The 14,367-nt window shown below is 70.0% G+C and carries 14 protein-coding genes and 1 tRNA gene; 10 read left to right on the forward strand and 5 right to left on the reverse strand.

The window, feature by feature from the left end:
• Positions 1-258: 258 nt before the first annotated feature.
• Positions 259-918, forward strand: coding sequence for a hypothetical protein (locus ACGLYG10_RS06795; protein ID WP_139240884.1), 660 nt, complete (start codon positions 259-261; stop codon positions 916-918).
• Here ACGLYG10_RS06795 and betT read toward each other — a convergent pair.
• Positions 873-3,011: a choline BCCT transporter BetT gene (betT, locus tag ACGLYG10_RS06800; RefSeq protein WP_073329519.1), complete on the reverse strand. Its 2,139-nt coding sequence runs from the start codon at positions 3,009-3,011 to the stop codon at positions 873-875. The two genes, ACGLYG10_RS06795 and betT, sit on opposite strands and share 46 nt — an antisense overlap.
• Before the next feature lie 344 nt (positions 3,012-3,355).
• On the opposite strand from betT, the gene ACGLYG10_RS06805 reads away from it, so the two are divergent.
• The 3 genes from ACGLYG10_RS06805 to ACGLYG10_RS06810 all read left to right on the forward strand — a co-directional run bounded on the left by ACGLYG10_RS06805 (position 3,356) and on the right by ACGLYG10_RS06810 (position 4,799).
• Positions 3,356-3,802 carry a nucleoside deaminase gene (locus ACGLYG10_RS06805; protein WP_073330435.1) on the forward strand — a complete coding sequence of 149 codons (447 nt, stop codon included), beginning with the start codon at positions 3,356-3,358 and terminating at the stop codon, positions 3,800-3,802.
• Positions 3,803-3,890: 88 nt separating this feature from the next.
• A tRNA-Ser gene (locus ACGLYG10_RS16190) sits at positions 3,891-3,979 on the forward strand.
• 400 nt (positions 3,980-4,379) lie between these two features.
• Positions 4,380-4,799, forward strand: a complete 420-nt coding sequence (locus tag ACGLYG10_RS06810; protein WP_073329522.1) for a nuclear transport factor 2 family protein — start codon at positions 4,380-4,382, stop codon at positions 4,797-4,799.
• Between the two features lie 155 nt (positions 4,800-4,954).
• On the opposite strand, the gene hrpB is transcribed toward ACGLYG10_RS06810, so the two are convergent.
• Complete coding sequence (gene hrpB, locus ACGLYG10_RS06815) at positions 4,955-7,762, reverse strand: ATP-dependent helicase HrpB (protein ID WP_244542610.1); 2,808 nt, start codon at positions 7,760-7,762, stop codon at positions 4,955-4,957.
• A gap of 526 nt (positions 7,763-8,288) precedes the next feature.
• Here hrpB and ACGLYG10_RS06820 point away from each other — a divergent pair.
• From ACGLYG10_RS06820 to ACGLYG10_RS06845, 6 genes are all read left to right on the forward strand, one after another.
• Positions 8,289-8,675, forward strand: coding sequence for a hypothetical protein (locus tag ACGLYG10_RS06820; protein ID WP_139240885.1), 387 nt, complete (start codon positions 8,289-8,291; stop codon positions 8,673-8,675).
• Between the two features lie 140 nt (positions 8,676-8,815).
• Entirely contained in the window at positions 8,816-9,004 is a 189-nt protein-coding gene (locus ACGLYG10_RS06825) for a helix-turn-helix transcriptional regulator (RefSeq protein WP_073329530.1), read from the forward strand.
• Entirely contained in the window at positions 8,997-9,533 is a 537-nt protein-coding gene (locus ACGLYG10_RS06830; protein WP_073329533.1) for a hypothetical protein, read from the forward strand. The genes ACGLYG10_RS06825 and ACGLYG10_RS06830 overlap by 8 nt, the downstream gene beginning before the upstream one ends.
• 133 nt (positions 9,534-9,666) lie before the next feature.
• A complete protein-coding gene (locus ACGLYG10_RS06835; RefSeq protein WP_073330437.1) occupies positions 9,667-10,479 on the forward strand; it encodes a phosphorylase family protein in 813 nt (270 codons plus the stop codon).
• A gap of 65 nt (positions 10,480-10,544) precedes the next feature.
• Complete coding sequence (locus ACGLYG10_RS06840) at positions 10,545-11,276, forward strand: glutamine amidotransferase (RefSeq protein WP_073329536.1); 732 nt, start codon at positions 10,545-10,547, stop codon at positions 11,274-11,276.
• A gap of 166 nt (positions 11,277-11,442) precedes the next feature.
• A complete protein-coding gene (locus ACGLYG10_RS06845; protein ID WP_073329539.1) occupies positions 11,443-12,129 on the forward strand; it encodes an NAD(P)H-binding protein in 687 nt (228 codons plus the stop codon).
• Between the two features lie 116 nt (positions 12,130-12,245).
• On the opposite strand, the gene ACGLYG10_RS06850 is transcribed toward ACGLYG10_RS06845, so the two are convergent.
• The 3 genes from ACGLYG10_RS06850 to ACGLYG10_RS06860 form a co-directional block, all read right to left on the reverse strand.
• Entirely contained in the window at positions 12,246-13,034 is a 789-nt protein-coding gene (locus tag ACGLYG10_RS06850; protein ID WP_073330439.1) for a Sir2 family NAD-dependent protein deacetylase, read from the reverse strand.
• 79 nt (positions 13,035-13,113) lie between these two features.
• Entirely contained in the window at positions 13,114-13,854 is a 741-nt protein-coding gene (locus ACGLYG10_RS06855) for a glutamine amidotransferase-related protein (protein ID WP_073329542.1), read from the reverse strand.
• Positions 13,855-13,974: 120 nt separating this feature from the next.
• Positions 13,975-14,322, reverse strand: a complete 348-nt coding sequence (locus tag ACGLYG10_RS06860) for a DUF4190 domain-containing protein (RefSeq protein ID WP_073329545.1) — start codon at positions 14,320-14,322, stop codon at positions 13,975-13,977.
• Between the last annotated feature and the right edge of the window lie 45 nt (positions 14,323-14,367).

Genomic DNA, 14,367 nt, shown 5'->3' on the forward strand with positions numbered 1-14,367 from the left:
CCGGAGCCGGGCGGCGGAGTGTGGTCCCGTCTGAACACCAGCAGCCTCATAACACTGGACACGAACGCGTTAGAGGATGAAATCTATGTGTAGTATTAGTGTCAGCTCGACGTCTCGTGAGCGAATTAAGAGACCGTTCGGAAGCCGCGCCATATTCGCATGATATGATGTATCCCACGAAGTGGTAGCGAGTAGTCCTCTCATCCGGAGAGACTCTGTTACGCAGGCCGCTGCGATATTCCCCCTTGGAGGTCGAAGATGAGTCCAACAGGGAAGGCGGCAGCGCGTGTACTAGGCGTGGTCGCGATAATTGCCTTTGCGCTGGCGGTGGTTCCTCAGCTGCATCAATCAGCGGCGCCCCAGTCTGCTGTGGATGCGGACGCGATTGTTGCAGCAATCGAGGAGTACCAGGATGGTTTGGACGATATGTGGACAGATCCGGAGGCCCCGACGGGCTCTGTTTTGACATCCGTGCAGTCCAGCATAATTGAAGTGCGAGACGGGATGAGTGATGACGGAACTCCGGTCACCTCCGCGGCCAGCGAGGTGACTCTGCTTCAGGCGGCGGCTCAAGACGATGGTACGGTCCTGGCGGAGGTGAATGTATCCACAACCTTCACCTATGAGGGAGCGGATGATCCTGAGGCGCCCGGTGTTTGGAGTGACCGGCACTTCATCCAACTGACGGTCGATGATGCTGGTAATTACAGCGTGGTCGAGGACGTTGTTGAAAGCACCGAAGTAGGTACGGAAACGGGAGATATCCCAGACGACTACTCCCCGGAGCGCTCCTCGGATGCGCGCAGTAGCTCCGCCTCCATGGGAGGCGGTTCGGATACGGTGCCGGCCATGGCGCAGCCTTGGCTTCGGTCTCAGACGGTCTCGGCGGCGCCCAGGTACTCCAGCCAGCGCTCGTAGTGGTCCAGGACATCGTGGGCGACCTGCTCGCGCGACCAGTCCATCACGTCGTAGCCCTGACCGCCGCCGCGGGGACGCACCTCCAGGCGGACGGTGAGGTCGTCGGCCTCGTGGACCACCACGCCGAAGGCCGGCACCGGTGCCTGCACCATGCGCACCGCGTACCGGAAGTGGGAGCCGGTGCGACGCTCGCCCTGCGTCTCGGCCGCCTGCACCAGCGTGGGCGGGGGCGTGACCACGAGGGTGGCGGAGCCCAGGAAGTTGCGCTCGTCGTCGGGATCCTGCGCCTCGGGGCCGGCGACGACGACCTCGGCCACCATATCCTCCTTGCGCAGCTCGTCGGCGACCGCCTCCAGGGCCGGCACGACGCGGTTGGACATGGCGCGCTGGGCGCGGGCCGGGGAGACGACGTCGAAGGTGTGCGACAGCCGGTCGCGCCAGGGGATCCGGTTCATGCCGGCGGCGGTGCCCGTGGCCCCCAGCAGCCGGTTGCGGTTGGCGATGCCGCGGGCCTGCTCGCGGGTGGCCTCGGTGCGCATGGCGCGCCACAGCCCCGCCATGACGGCGATGATCACGAAGGAGAACGGCAGAGCCATGACGATGGTGGCCTGCTGCAGAATGGGGATGCCGCCGGCCACGAGCATGGCGATGGTGAGCACCCCGGTCAGGGCGGCCCAGAAGATGCGCAGCCAGGCGGGGGCGTCCTGCGGGTCGCCGTGGTAGGTCGGCAGGGCGCGGCTGGACAGGTTGGCCATGACCAGGGCACCGGAGTCTGCGCTGGTGACGTAGAACAGGATGCCGATGAACAGGGACAGGGCGATCAGGAACTTCCCGCCTGGCAGGTAGCCGAGCAGCGTGTACAGCCCCTGTTCCGGCTGCTCCACTGTCAGCTCGGCGAAGTCGAGGTTGCCCGAGCGGATCAGGTCCAAGGCGCTGTTGCCGAAGATCGACACCCACATGGTGACGTAGGAGAAGGGCAGCACCAGGGAGCCGACCACGAACTCGCGCACGGTACGGCCACGCGAGATGCGCGCCAGGAACATGCCGACGAAGGCGGCCCAGGTGATCCACCAGGCCCAGAAGAACAGTGTCCAGCTGTTGAGCCACTCGGTGGGACGGTCGTAGGCGTAGGTCTCCAGGGTCAGGCCGGGGAAGTGGGTCACGAAGTCGCCGATATTGCCGACCAGGGCGTCGATCAGGAAGGCGGTGTTTCCGGTCAGCAGCACCCACAGGGCCAGTCCGACTGCGAGCAGCACGTTGATATTGGACAGCACGCGCACGCCCCGGTCCACACCGGAAACGGCGGAGACGGTGGCCATGATGACGCTCAGTGCGATCAGGCCGATCTGGGTGGCGGTCCCCTGCGGGAGGCCGAACAGGATGGTGAGGGCGACGTTCAACTGGACGACGCCCACACCGAGCGAGGCGGAGATGCCGACTGCCCCACCCACCAGGGCGGCGGCGTCGACGACGTCGCCGAGCAGGCCGTCCACGCGGTCGCCGAGCAGCGGCCGCAGGGTGGAACGGACGGCCAGCGGCTGGTGCCTCCGGTAGGCGAAGTAGCCCAGTGCCATACCGAGGATCGAGTACAGGCCCCAGCCGCTGATGCCGTAGTGGAGCAGGGTCAGCACGATGCCGTTGCGCGCCGCCTCGACGGTCTGGGCGTCACCGGTCGGCGGACTCATGTACTGGGCCACCGGCTCCGCGACCGCGTAGAACATGATTCCCGTCCCCACACCCGCGGCGAAGAGCATGGCGGCCCAGGAGAAGGTGGAGAAGTCCGGGGTGGAGTTGTCCGGCCCCAGGCGGATCTTCCCGAACTTCGACAGCGCCAGGACGATCACGAACACCAGCGCAACTGTCACCAGCAGGATGTAGAAGGAGCCGAACCAGCGTCCTGCCCAGGACACGGCGGCATTGAAGGCGGCGGAGACCGTCTCCGGAGCGACGATGGCGGCGCCGGTGATGGAGGCGATAATGGCCGCCGAGACGGCGAAGACCACCGTGTTCAGACGGCGTTGTTCAGGGGCTTCGGATGTTGCTGGTGTCGTCTGATTGCTGAGTGAATCAGGCACTGGCACTCCTCGATGCATTGGGGATGCACTGGTGATGCATGGGCGCACATGTGGCCGCGTGCAAAAGGCCGTGGTGGCGTTTACAGGATTGTGAATCTTTCAGGGATCTCGCGGATTGGCAAGCGAAAGCGGTCGAAATGCGGGTGGCGGGGGGACTTGACGGCCGCATGAGGTCGGGGATAAACGGGTGTCGGCGAGATTCTTCCCACATTTCCCTTCCGCGCCTCGCAAGCCGCCCGATGTTGCGGTGTTTTCGGGCCGTCGGGTAGGACTTTGGTCCGACTGTGGGGTGGGTGGGTGAACTGTGGCAGGGTGGGTGCGTGAGTCTTTCCGGTCTGCTCCGCGAGCGCTACGACGCCGCCATGTGCCGCGCACTAGAACTCGCGCGGCATGCGGGCGCGTCCGGGGAGGTGCCGGTGGGCGCCGTCGTCCTGTCCGGGGAGGGCACGGTAATTGCCGAGGCCGCCAACGCGCGAGAGGCGGAGCATGATCCGACGGCGCATGCCGAGATCCGGGCCCTGCGGGCGGCGGGCGCGGCGCTGGGACAATCTCACCTGGACGGCTGCACTCTGGTGGTGACCCTTGAGCCGTGCACCATGTGTGCGGGGGCCGCGCAGTTGGCCCGCCTGGAGCGGGTGGTGCTGGGGGCCTGGGAGCCGAAGACCGGGGCGTGCGGAAGCGTGCGCGATGTCCTGCGCGATCCGCGCACCAACCACCAGGTGGAGGTGGTGGCGGGACTGCGTGAGCAGGAGGCGCAGGCGCTACTGCGGGAGTTCTTCGCTATCCGGCGGCCCGGCCAGTCGGAGTAGGTGAGCGCCTCCGCGCCGCCGTGAGCGACCTCGCAGGCCGCGGGGACTGGGCATCGAGCGGCACGGCGTGTAACCTGTCCATCTGCTAGGTAGCGTGTCCGAGCGGCCGAAGGTGCAGATCTCGAAAGTCTGTGTGGTTCATAGCCACCCTGGGTTCGAATCCCAGCGCTACCGCCAAGCCGATCCCCGGAATCCAGACGAGAAGTCGGAGTCCGGGGATTCTTCCATGTAGCGCTTCCCCGCCGTGGGGTCCCAGTGGGTACAGCGGAACGAGCGTCGCCCGGGTGCGGGCCTGGGCCCGCGCGGTGGGCGGCGTGACCGCTAGTGCCCTGGAGCCACGCACACGCGTTTGCGTCAGGAACACGAGTTTCGGAGCTTTGCACGTGCCCTGCACCCACCAACCTCCAAGACTCGTGTCTTTGCGGGGAACTCGTGTACGAGCCGCGGTGTACCAGACGCACGCCCGGGAGCGGACTCGCGAGGGCCGACCTCGCCCACGCCGACCGTTGTCCGCACAACCTCGGGTGTCCTGCCACGTCCTGGTTCGGCGTCGTCGTCAAGCCATAAAGTCCGGACTATGCCTGCGACGAATCCGCCCGTGCACCCGGCCGACTCCGAAGACGCGTCGATCCGGCTGTACCGCCTACTCTGCGATGCGATGGTTGCGGCGGACACGGCCGCCATCGACGCCCTGCTCACCGAGGACTGCGTCCTGACCCATATGACCGGCTACCCCCAGCCCAAGGTCGAGTGGTTGTCCGACATCCGCGATGGAACCCTGACCTACCACTCCTCGCAGCTCGTCTCCGCCGAGCCCGACACCATCGACGGCTTCCCCGTGGTGCGCGGCCGCTCCCGCATCAACGCAACGGTTTGGGGCACGCGCGGCACCTGGAATCTGCAAATCGTCGGGTACGTCGTCCCGGATCCCGCCGCCAGCACCGCGCGCAACCCAACCGGTTGGCGCTTCAGCCGCCTGGACGCCAGCCGCTTCTAGACGGTGTCATGAAATGCACCGCTTTACGCCCAGCCGTTGGCGCATCTGCCGACTCGCTCGCGGCGACACGCGGTTAGTCGTCACTTGACGGCGGTCGGCGCTCGGAAAGTGGTGCATTTGGTGACAAGGGCAGGTCCAGAAACGAAGGGACGCCGCTAGTTCGGGCGTCGCCCGGTGCCGCGGATGGCCGGCGCCGTCCACGGGTCCTCCGGCCACGCGTGCTTGGGGTAGCGCCCGCGCAACTCGGCCCGCACCTGTGGGTAGCCCTGCTGCCAGAAGGAGCGCAGGTCATCGGTGATCGCCACCGGCCGCCGCGCCGGCGACAGCAGATGAATGACCACGCTCACGCGCCCGTCGACGATCCGCGGGGTGTCCGCCCAGCCGAAGCACTCCTGCACCCGCACCGCCAGCACCGGACGTTCCAGCGTCTCGCCCCGCTCACCCACATAGTCCACGCGCACGTGCGAGCCCGACGGCACCTGCAGCCGCTCCGGCACCAACTCGTCCAGTCGCGTCGCCGCCGGCCAGGGCAGCAGGGCGCGCAGGCACGCCGTCATTTCCAGTCGACTCAGGTCGAAGCGTCCGCCGGACCTGGCTGCCAGCGCCTTTACGGCCGGAATCAGCCACTCGTCGGCGCGCCGCAGGAGCGCGGCGTCGTCGACGGCGGGCCAGGGCTCGCCCAGTGTCCGGTGCAGTAGCGCCAACCGCGCCCGCAGCTCGGCGGCACCACGCCAGGGCAGCACTCCGAGCCCTTCGCCGCGGCACCGTTCGACGACGGCGTCCGCCACCTGCGCCGGTGTCGGTGCCCCATCGGAAACGGATGCCAGCTGAATCGCGCCCAGACGGCGCACCCGTTCCGCCCGCAGCCGGTCTCCGTCCCAGCGGGTGTGCGCGTCCTCGGTCAGCCAGGCGTCGGCCACCGCCAGCGCGAGCGCTTCGTCGATCGGTGCGGCCGCCCGGATCGTCGCCTCGGCGGTTCCCGGGGCGCGGTCTACGTCGGACACCGCCAGCCACTCCGCCGCGGCCAACGGTGAGTCCGCGGGCAGTCGCAGCCCGGTCCCGCCGACGCTGGCGTAGCTGGCCGGACGTCCCGCGCCGGGCACGGGGCCGCGACGGCGGGCGATCCACTCCGGGTGGGCCAATGCCGCAACCAGCCCGACGGCGTCAGCCGCACTCGGACCGACCAAGCCGCCTAAGCCGGTGGCGGGGTCGTCGGCCGGCTTCGTGCCGGCCCCGCTGCGGTCGGCGCCGGGCTGGGTGGCGGTGGCAGGCGGGGCGGCGTGTCTCCCGGCCGGGTGCCGACGTGCAGCCTGCTCCAGACGCCGGGCCTCAACCCGCCAGGCCCGCTCCTGCGGGCCACGGCGGACGCTGCGCGCCAGCGCGGCCAGGTCGGCCTGGGGCGCACGCAGGTCGGCGGTCAGCAGCGCGGTCGCCTCGGCGGCACGGCGCAGGCCGATCACCTCGGTGGCCGCCAGCAGGGCGCGGGCCGGACGCACTTCGGCGGGGACGGCGGCCACGGCGCGGCCCAGCCCGGTAACGGCGTCGCCGTCGAGCAGACCCAGGCGTTCAAGCGAGTCGGTGGCGGCCGCCAGCGCGGGGCCGGGCGGCGGGTCGATCCAAGCCAGGCCTTCGCCCCCGGGCACGCCCCAGGCGGCCAACTCCAACGCGGTGCGGGTCAGGTCCGCGATGAGGATCTCCGGGGTCGGTGCCAGCGCGGCCCGCGCCCAGTCCACCTGCGTGCAACAGCGGTAGACGACGCCCGGCCCGGTGCGCGCCGCCCGCCCGGCCCGCTGGGTCCCGGCCGCCCGGGACTCGCCGACCGTCACCAGCCCGGACATGCCGCGCGCCACGTCCAGGCGCGGCTCCCGGGCGAGGGTGGCGTCCACGACGATGCGTACGCCCGGCACCGTCAGGGAGGACTCGGCCACGTCGGTGGACACGATCACCCGCCGCGCACCGGCCGACGGCGTCAGTGCGGCGTCCTGCGCCGGACCGGGTAGACGCCCGTGCAGCGGCAGCACCTGAACGGCGGCCGCCGAGCTCCCGGCCCCGGGCCCGGGCCCGCCGCCCTGGACGGCCTCGCGCAGCCGGGCGACGACGTCGTCGACCTCCCGCGCGCCGGGCAGAAAGACCAGCACGTCCCCCTCTCGCTCGGTCAGTGCGCGCATCGCCGTGGCGGCCACGTGCACGAGGAACTGGCGCGGCACCCCGCGCGGGCCGAGCCGGGAGGTGCCCGACGGCGGTGGCGCCCAGATCTCCTCGAGCGGGTACAGCACACCGGGCACCTCAACCACCGGTGCCGGAGTGGTGGCGCCGCCGAGCAGGCCGGGCAGGCGCGTCAGGTCGGGAGTGGCGGACATGGCGACCACCGCCAGGTCCTCCCGCAGGGCGGCGCGCGCGTCCAGCAGGAGCGCCAGCAGCAGGTCCGACTCCAGGGAGCGCTCGTGCACCTCGTCCAGGACCACCGCGGCCACACCGGGCAGCTCCGGGTCGCCCTGCAGGCGGCGCAGCAGCAATCCGGCGGTGACCACCTCGATGCGGGTACGGGCCGAGCTCCGGTGCTCCCCGCGCACCGCGTAGCCGACCGTCTCGCCGACCTCTTCGCCCAACAGTGATGCGAGGCGGCGGGCGGCGGCCCGGGCGGCCACGCGCCGCGGTTGGGTGACGATCACGCGCCCGGGGGAGGGGGCGGCGTCAGGATGGGCGAGGACGTCGGCGACCAGCAGCGGCACCAGTGTGGTCTTGCCGGTTCCCGGCGGGGCGGTGACCACAACAGTCGGCGCGTGTGGGGGTTCGCCGGGGGAGACGTTGGCGGTGGCCTGTGCGACGTCGGCGTCAGAGGCGGCGTCGGTGCCGGGGCGCTCCCCCAGCAGGAGTGCGCGGAGCCCGGGCATGGCGGCGACGACGGGCAGGTCCGGCGGGTCGGCCAGGAGTCGGGCGACGGGGTCCGCGGTCTGCTTCACCCGCCCATCATGCCCGCACCGCGTTACCCACATGCCCTCACGCTCGGCCCGCCTACCCACCGCCCACGGGATGGCGGGTACTGGGGCGGGATGCACCCGGGGCGTCCAGATGTGGCGGCGCCCGCCGTCTACTACGCCGGTCGGACGTTAACAACGCTACTTAACGGTCTGCTGTATACCCCAGGAGCCTTCAGCAAACCGTTAACAGGCGTTGTTAACCCCGAAGTGGCGTTGCAGACGCTGAAGTGGCGTAGCAGGCGGCCCCGCCTCCGGGCGAGGGGATGCCGGCAACCGCCTCGGGCGCGGGTATGCCGGCGGCGACTCGGGCACGGCGAACCGGTACGGCATGGGAGGTAAGCAAACTTGACGCGACCGCGGATGTAAAGCATGCTAGTCATGTCAAGGGTGCCGGACATTGGGTGTCGACTTTGACCGCGCGAGCGTGATGTCAGGCCCAAACGTATGAAAACCGATCCGAACGGAGACCCGCATGAACAGGTTGACTTTGCAAACGATGAGGACCCGTATGGCAGTGATCTTCGCCGCGGTGTTCCTGGTGGGCGTCGTCATTGCCGGCGCTTTCCCCGCTTCTCGCTCCTCCTTGCTCGGGATCTTCTTCGGACTGGTCGCAGGTAGTGCGGCGGTGGCAGCGGCCTATGGGCTTGTCCGCCGCCGGGTGCGGCACGGTGCGGGCGGTGCACCGTTGTCCATGGAGAGCCCCGCGATGGTTGGTCTATGGACATCCCTGCTCCCGATTGGCATGGGCCTGAGCGTGGTGGCTCAGAGGATTGAGTCGGATGCCGGGGGGTTGGTGCTCGGGGCCGCGGCAATCGTGGTGCTTCTTGCCAGCGTCGCCGGCAATGCGACAGTCATTGCCGCCCGGGGCCGGGCGGCCGGAAAAGGGAAGGCGTGAACCGGCTTTGCCGCGGTAGGGTCGACCGCTCCCGCGGCGGCCGGCCGCGATCCCGGACCACGGTGAGTCCCGTCGTGCGCGATGCCGTCCACCACCGGGCTCTTCGCTACCATCGTGCTGGAGCTAAAGAGGAGTTAACGATGGAGAACGACGTGCGCGCCCTGCGTGAGGCCAAGGGTCTCACCCAGGCGCAGCTGGGCGAGGCCGTCGGCGTGTCCCGCCAGTCCATCAACTCCATTGAGAAGGGCCGCTACGACCCATCCCTGCCGCTGGCCATTGCCATCGCCCGCTACTTCGACAAAACAGTCGAGGAGATCTTCCATGCCTGACCTACCCGACGACGCCAGCACCCCCGCCGCCGACACCCCCGACGACCGCAATGCGCCAGAAGGCGATGACGCACGCACCCCCGCGGCGAGTAACCCGCAGTCGGCCAAGGCGGCCCGTCGACCTAAGGTGCGGATGCTCGCCATGGCCTGCTCCGCCGTTCTGCTGATAATCCTCACGTTCGCTTGGCTGCGCGATCCCAAGCACCGTGAGGCGGACTCCCTGAGCGGTTACGTAACCGGTGTGACTATGGCGATCTGCGCCTTCTGGCTGATCGGCTGGTGGGTGCGGCGGCGTGGCGGCAGCTCCTACTCACGCGCGCTCGACGGCACCCAGGACGAGCGCGACGAGCTCATCTGGAAGTCTGCGTGGGCGCTGACCGGAAGGGTGGCCTGGTTCGTGGTCCTGGGCGCGGTGATCGTCGCATTATTCGGTGTTGAGCTGGAGCTGGGCACGGCCGCCATCATCGCCTTGTGGGTCAACATCATCGCCCTGTACGGCTCGCGCTTTTATTACGAACGCACCATGTAGCGGCGAACGCCCGGTTCGCCCGGCACACCTGTGGCACGCTTTCGTCCTCGGGGCGGAGTCCGATGCCAGGTGGGCCGGGTAGGCTCTCCAGTTGGACGAGCACGACGAACGCGACAAGCAAGAGGGAGCACCCGTGGCCACACAGCCCGCAGCCGGAGTATGGGACGAAGACCCCGATGGCGCCTCGATCGTCCTGGCCACCGGTCGGCAGCGCCACGACCTGCTGGTAGTTGCCGAGCCCTCGCTGCTCACCGAACTTGACGAGACCTGGGGGCGCCCGAACTCCCGCGTGCGGTTGTCCTTCCTGCCCGGTGTCTCCGCCCCCACCGGCCCCGGCCAGGAGGACGCCCTGTTCTCCTACGACCGCGACGGTCGCGGCGTGCTGGTGGCCCGCGGCCACACCAGTCTTTTCGAGGGCAAGCCCGCCCGCCGCACCACCGGGCTGGCCCGCATCGCCCCCGGCGCCGGCGTGCGCGCCGCCCTGCTGGTCGCCCGCGCGGCGAGCCTCGGCGGCTCCGCCCCGGGCGACTTCCTCGCCGTCGGCGACCACCTGAACCTGACCGGCTCCCCGCTCTTCCCCGCCACCGCCCCGCTGGACGCGGCCTGGGACGCGGAATTGACGGCCGCCGTCGCCGAGCTCGACGGCGTGCGCGCCCCCGGCCTCGTCGCCCTCACCCCCGGCCCGGTGCGTCCGAGCCCCACCGAGGCGGGAGTGCTGGCGGCACTGGGCGCCGACGTCGTCGTCAATGACATGGTCGCCGAGGCCATGGCCCTGGCCTCACGTGGCGTGCGCGTGGCCGGGCTGGCCTACATCGACGCCACCGTCGACACGGCGCGTCGCACCCCGGGACGTCGCGCCGCGCCGAGCGCTAGCGCCGCCTTCCAACAGGCACCCGCCCCCGACGTCGTCCTCGCCGCGGCGGAGAAGCTGCTGACCTGTCTGTAAACGACAGTAGTGATACGTGAGACAAATGGGTGAACAGCCCCATGGCAGGAAATAGTCTCTGCTCTGTGAAACCCTTCCTCATGCTGGCCGCCCGGGCCGACGACGAGCCGGCCGACGCCGAATACGAGGCCTTCCTGCTGCGCACCGGACTCGACGAGTCCTCCCTGATCCGCCACCGCCTCGAGGCCGAACCCATGCCGGAGATCGACCTGGCGGACTGGTCCGGCATCATCGTCGGCGGCTCCCCCTTCAACGTCTCCACCCCGCAGGAGCGCAAGAGCCCGGTGCAACTGCGCGTCGAGGCCGAGTTGGACGACCTGGTCACCCGTCTCCTGGACGCGGACTTCCCCTTCCTGGGCGCCTGCTACGGGCTGGGCCTGCTCACCCGCCACGAGGGTGGCGTCGTGGACGGCACCTACAAGGAGGAGGTCTCCTACCCGCAGGTGGAACTGACCGAGGCCGGGAGCGAGGACCCCCTGCTGGAGGGTGTTCCGGCGGCCTTCCCCGCCTTCGTGGCCCACACCGATGCCGTCACCGTTCCGCCCGCCGACGGGGTCGTGCTGGCCGGCTCGGCGTCCTGCCCCGTGCAGCTGCTGCGGATGCGCACCAACCTGTACGCCACCCAGTTCCACCCCGAGCTGGACGGCAACTACCTGGCTCACCGCCTGTCCTTCTACGCCGGCCACGGCTACTTCGACGACGATCACCTGTCCGAGGTCCAGGAGGACGTGCGCCGCCAGGACGTGTCCGACTCCTGGAAGGTGCTGTCCAACTTCGTGGCGCGCTATTCCCGCTGAGGGGCTCCGTTCGGCCGGGGCGTAACCGGCGCTCGCGGGTGTTCCGAGACGTGGACACCGGCTGTGGCGCGGTGACAGGATGAAGCGATACCCGTGGGTGGACGCTCACGGATTCCCGAGTGCGAGGAGGCATCACCCGCCTTCGAGCACGGAAGAAGGTTCAATCATGTCCCGCATCGTCATTATCGGCGGCCACGGCAAGGTCGCCCTCCTGCTCGCCCCGCTCCTGGTGGAGCGCGGCGACGACGTCGTCTCCCTCATCCGCGACCCCGCGCAGGCGGACGACGTAGCCGCCACCGGGGCCACCCCCCTGGTCGTGTCCGTCGAGGACGCCAGCCAGCAGGAACTCGCCGCGGCCTTCGACGGGGCCGACGCCGTGGTCTGGTCCGCCGGCGCCGGCGGCAAGGGCGGCCCCGAGCGCACCGAGGCCATCGACCGCGAGGCCGCCATCCGCTCCATGGAGGCCGCGAAGGCCGCCTCCGTGCCTCGCTACGTCATGGTCTCCTTCGCCGGCTCCCACGGTCAGGATCCGGTACCGGCCGACCACCCGCTGCGCACCTACGCCATGGCCAAGCTGGCCGCCGACCGCCACCTGGTCGCCTCCGGGCTGGAGTGGACGATCCTCGGCCCCGGCCTGCTGACCCTGGACGAGCCGACCGGCCGCATCGACGTCGGCCGCTTCGACGGCGGGTCGCAGGCGCCGACCTCGCGGGCGAATGTGGCCGCGGTACTCGCCGCGGTGCTCGCCGAGCCCGCCACCGTCGGGAAGGTGATCCCCTTCCGCGACGGCGAAACCCCCATCGCCGAGGCGATCGCCGACGTCCCGGCCGAGTACGCCGACCTGGACAGCTGAGGCCGACCGAGCCGATCAGCCAACCCGGTGTGAAGTGTTGCCGCCCGCGGGCCTGTGCGTCAGGCCGGCGGGCGGCACGCATGCGGGGCGCATCCGCGCGCCCCGGGCGGCTCGGTTCAGCCGATGAGCCGATCGGCCAGCGGAGTGAGGAACTCGCTGACACCGCCCTCCACGCGCACCGATGCCAGCCCGTCAGCCGCCGTCGGGCCGCGGTTGATGACCACCAGTTCGGCGCCGCCGGCCAGCGCCTGCTGCACGATCCACAAGCCCGTGAGCACCGCCAGGCTCGAGCCCGCCACCAGCACGACGTCGCAGTGCCGGGCCGCCTGCATCGCCTCGTCCATGGCGGCCGGCAGACTCTCACCGAAGAAGACGATGTCCGGCTTGAGCAGGCCGCCGTACTCCTCGCAGCGCACCGCCTTGAAGTCGCACGCCTCGGCGGCGGTCCGGTCGGCCTCCGGGGTTATGGCCACGCGGGCCGGGTCGGTCTCGCGCGGGTAGTCGGGGTTCAATGCGGTCAGGCGCGTGTCCAGGTCCGCGCGGGAGATCATGCGCCCGCAGCTCAGGCACACGACCCGGTCGTAGGCGCCGTGTAGCTCCCACACGGTGCGCTGCCCGGCGCGTGAGTGCAGCCGGTCGACGTTCTGCGTGGCCACGCCGGTCAGCAGACCTGCCTCCTCCAGCCGGGCCAGCGCCACATGCCCCGGCGTCGGCGTCAGCGGCTCCAACAGCCGCCAGGTGGCGTGGTTGCGGGCCCACACCCACCGGTACCACACCGGGTCGGCGACGAATTGCTGGAAGTCCACCGGCTCCACGGGAGTGGTGCCCACGCCCCGGTAGTCGGGTATGCCGGAGTCGGTGGAGATGCCGGCGCCGGTGACGGCGAGCGTACGGCGGCCGGCCATTACCTCAGCGACGGTTTCGAGTGCTGACTGCGTCACGGGTGGTCACGACCGATCCTTGAGTCTGAATGGTTGGGGTTGCTTACTCCTCGCGGGCGAAATGGCTCACGAAGTTGCGGATGACCTGGCCGGCCACGTGCTCCTGCGAGCTGCGGGCCTCCGCCAGGATGTTGTCCACCAGCCCCGGGTCTCCGTAGCCGGCGTCGGAGTAGACGGAGACGCGCTGGGCGAAGCGCTCGGCGTCGAGCTCCGGATTGAACTGGGTGCCGTAGACGCTCTTGCCGACTCGGATCATCTGCACCGGGCAGTCCGCCGAACTGGCCAGCAGGGTGGCGTGCGCCGGCACGTCGACCGCGCCCTCGTGGTGGCCGACGAAGGCGCTGAAGGTCTGCGGCATCCCCGCCAGCAGCGGGTCCTCGCGGCCCGCGGCGGTCAGGTACACGTCCGCGGTGCCGAGCGCCTCACCGAACTCGCGGGAGGTGGGGGTGCCCAGGTATCCGGCCAGCACCTCCAGTCCGAAGCCGGTGGCCAGCACGGGCACGCCCTCCTTCAGGGCGCGGGCCAGCAGCTCGCGCACCTGCTCCTCCACGCGCAACTGGGTGCGGGTCTTGGCCGATTCCGGCGTCGAGGTGTCGTAGGGACTGCCGCCGATGAACACGCCGGAGACGTCCGTGGCGTCGAAGGAGCCGGACAGGTCAATCTCCTCCAGCAGGATGTGCTGGAGGTACTCCGGCTGCAGCCCGCCCTGGGCGAGGAAGGAGTCGTACTCGTTTTGCGCGGCTTCCAACTCAGGACGCGTCGAGACCATGATGAAGGGCTTCACGCGATTACCATACGGGGTTTCGTGAGTGTGGGGCGCAGCGCGTCCGGGTGGGCCGCCCCACCCGGCGGTGAGGATGCCCCGGACTGTCCGCGGGACACGGCCCGGCCGGGTAAGCGGCGCTCAAGTGGTCTGCGTGATCAGCCACCACAGCCATAGCCAGCCGACGGTGACGGCGGCGCCGACGACGATCGCGAACCAGGCCTGTCCGTGGCCCGTGTCGTAACTGGAGCGCAGGCGTCGCAATGCGACGCAGCCCAGGATGAGGGCGACCAGGCCCAGGCCGGGGATGGGGCTGAGGATCGCGCATGCCAGGGCGCCGACGGCGGTCGGGTCGGTGCGCTGCCGCGGGGCCTGGTATCCGGGACCGGCGAACACCTCGCGCGGGTGGAGTTGCTCGGTGCCCGGGAAGACGAAGCCGGGCGGCACGATCCGGGTGGGGTCGACGGCGTCGGGCTGCTCGGAGGTCATGACGCCATCGTGCCACGGACTGACGGGAGTGGCCGCGGGTTGCCT

It is taken from the genome of Actinomyces glycerinitolerans, from assembly GCF_900098745.1.
Lineage (GTDB): Bacteria > Actinomycetota > Actinomycetes > Actinomycetales > Actinomycetaceae > Actinomyces > Actinomyces glycerinitolerans.

Bases quoted from the DNA above. Each gene is read 5' to 3' on its own strand.
- ACGLYG10_RS06795 (WP_139240884.1), top strand. From the start codon at position 259: ATGAGTCCAACAGGGAAGGCGGCAGCGCGTGTACTAGGCGTGGTCGCG.
- ACGLYG10_RS06805 (WP_073330435.1), top strand. From the start codon at position 3,356: ATGTGCCGCGCACTAGAACTCGCGCGGCATGCGGGCGCGTCCGGGGAG.
- ACGLYG10_RS06810 (WP_073329522.1), top strand. From the start codon at position 4,380: ATGCCTGCGACGAATCCGCCCGTGCACCCGGCCGACTCCGAAGACGCG.
- betT (WP_073329519.1), bottom strand. From the start codon at position 3,011: ATGCATCGAGGAGTGCCAGTGCCTGATTCACTCAGCAATCAGACGACA.
- ACGLYG10_RS06860 (WP_073329545.1), bottom strand. From the start codon at position 14,322: ATGACCTCCGAGCAGCCCGACGCCGTCGACCCCACCCGGATCGTGCCG.
- ACGLYG10_RS06830 (WP_073329533.1), top strand. From the start codon at position 8,997: ATGCCTGACCTACCCGACGACGCCAGCACCCCCGCCGCCGACACCCCC.
- ACGLYG10_RS06850 (WP_073330439.1), bottom strand. From the start codon at position 13,034: ATGGCCGGCCGCCGTACGCTCGCCGTCACCGGCGCCGGCATCTCCACC.
- ACGLYG10_RS06820 (WP_139240885.1), top strand. From the start codon at position 8,289: ATGGCAGTGATCTTCGCCGCGGTGTTCCTGGTGGGCGTCGTCATTGCC.
- ACGLYG10_RS06845 (WP_073329539.1), top strand. From the start codon at position 11,443: ATGTCCCGCATCGTCATTATCGGCGGCCACGGCAAGGTCGCCCTCCTG.
- ACGLYG10_RS06825 (WP_073329530.1), top strand. From the start codon at position 8,816: ATGGAGAACGACGTGCGCGCCCTGCGTGAGGCCAAGGGTCTCACCCAG.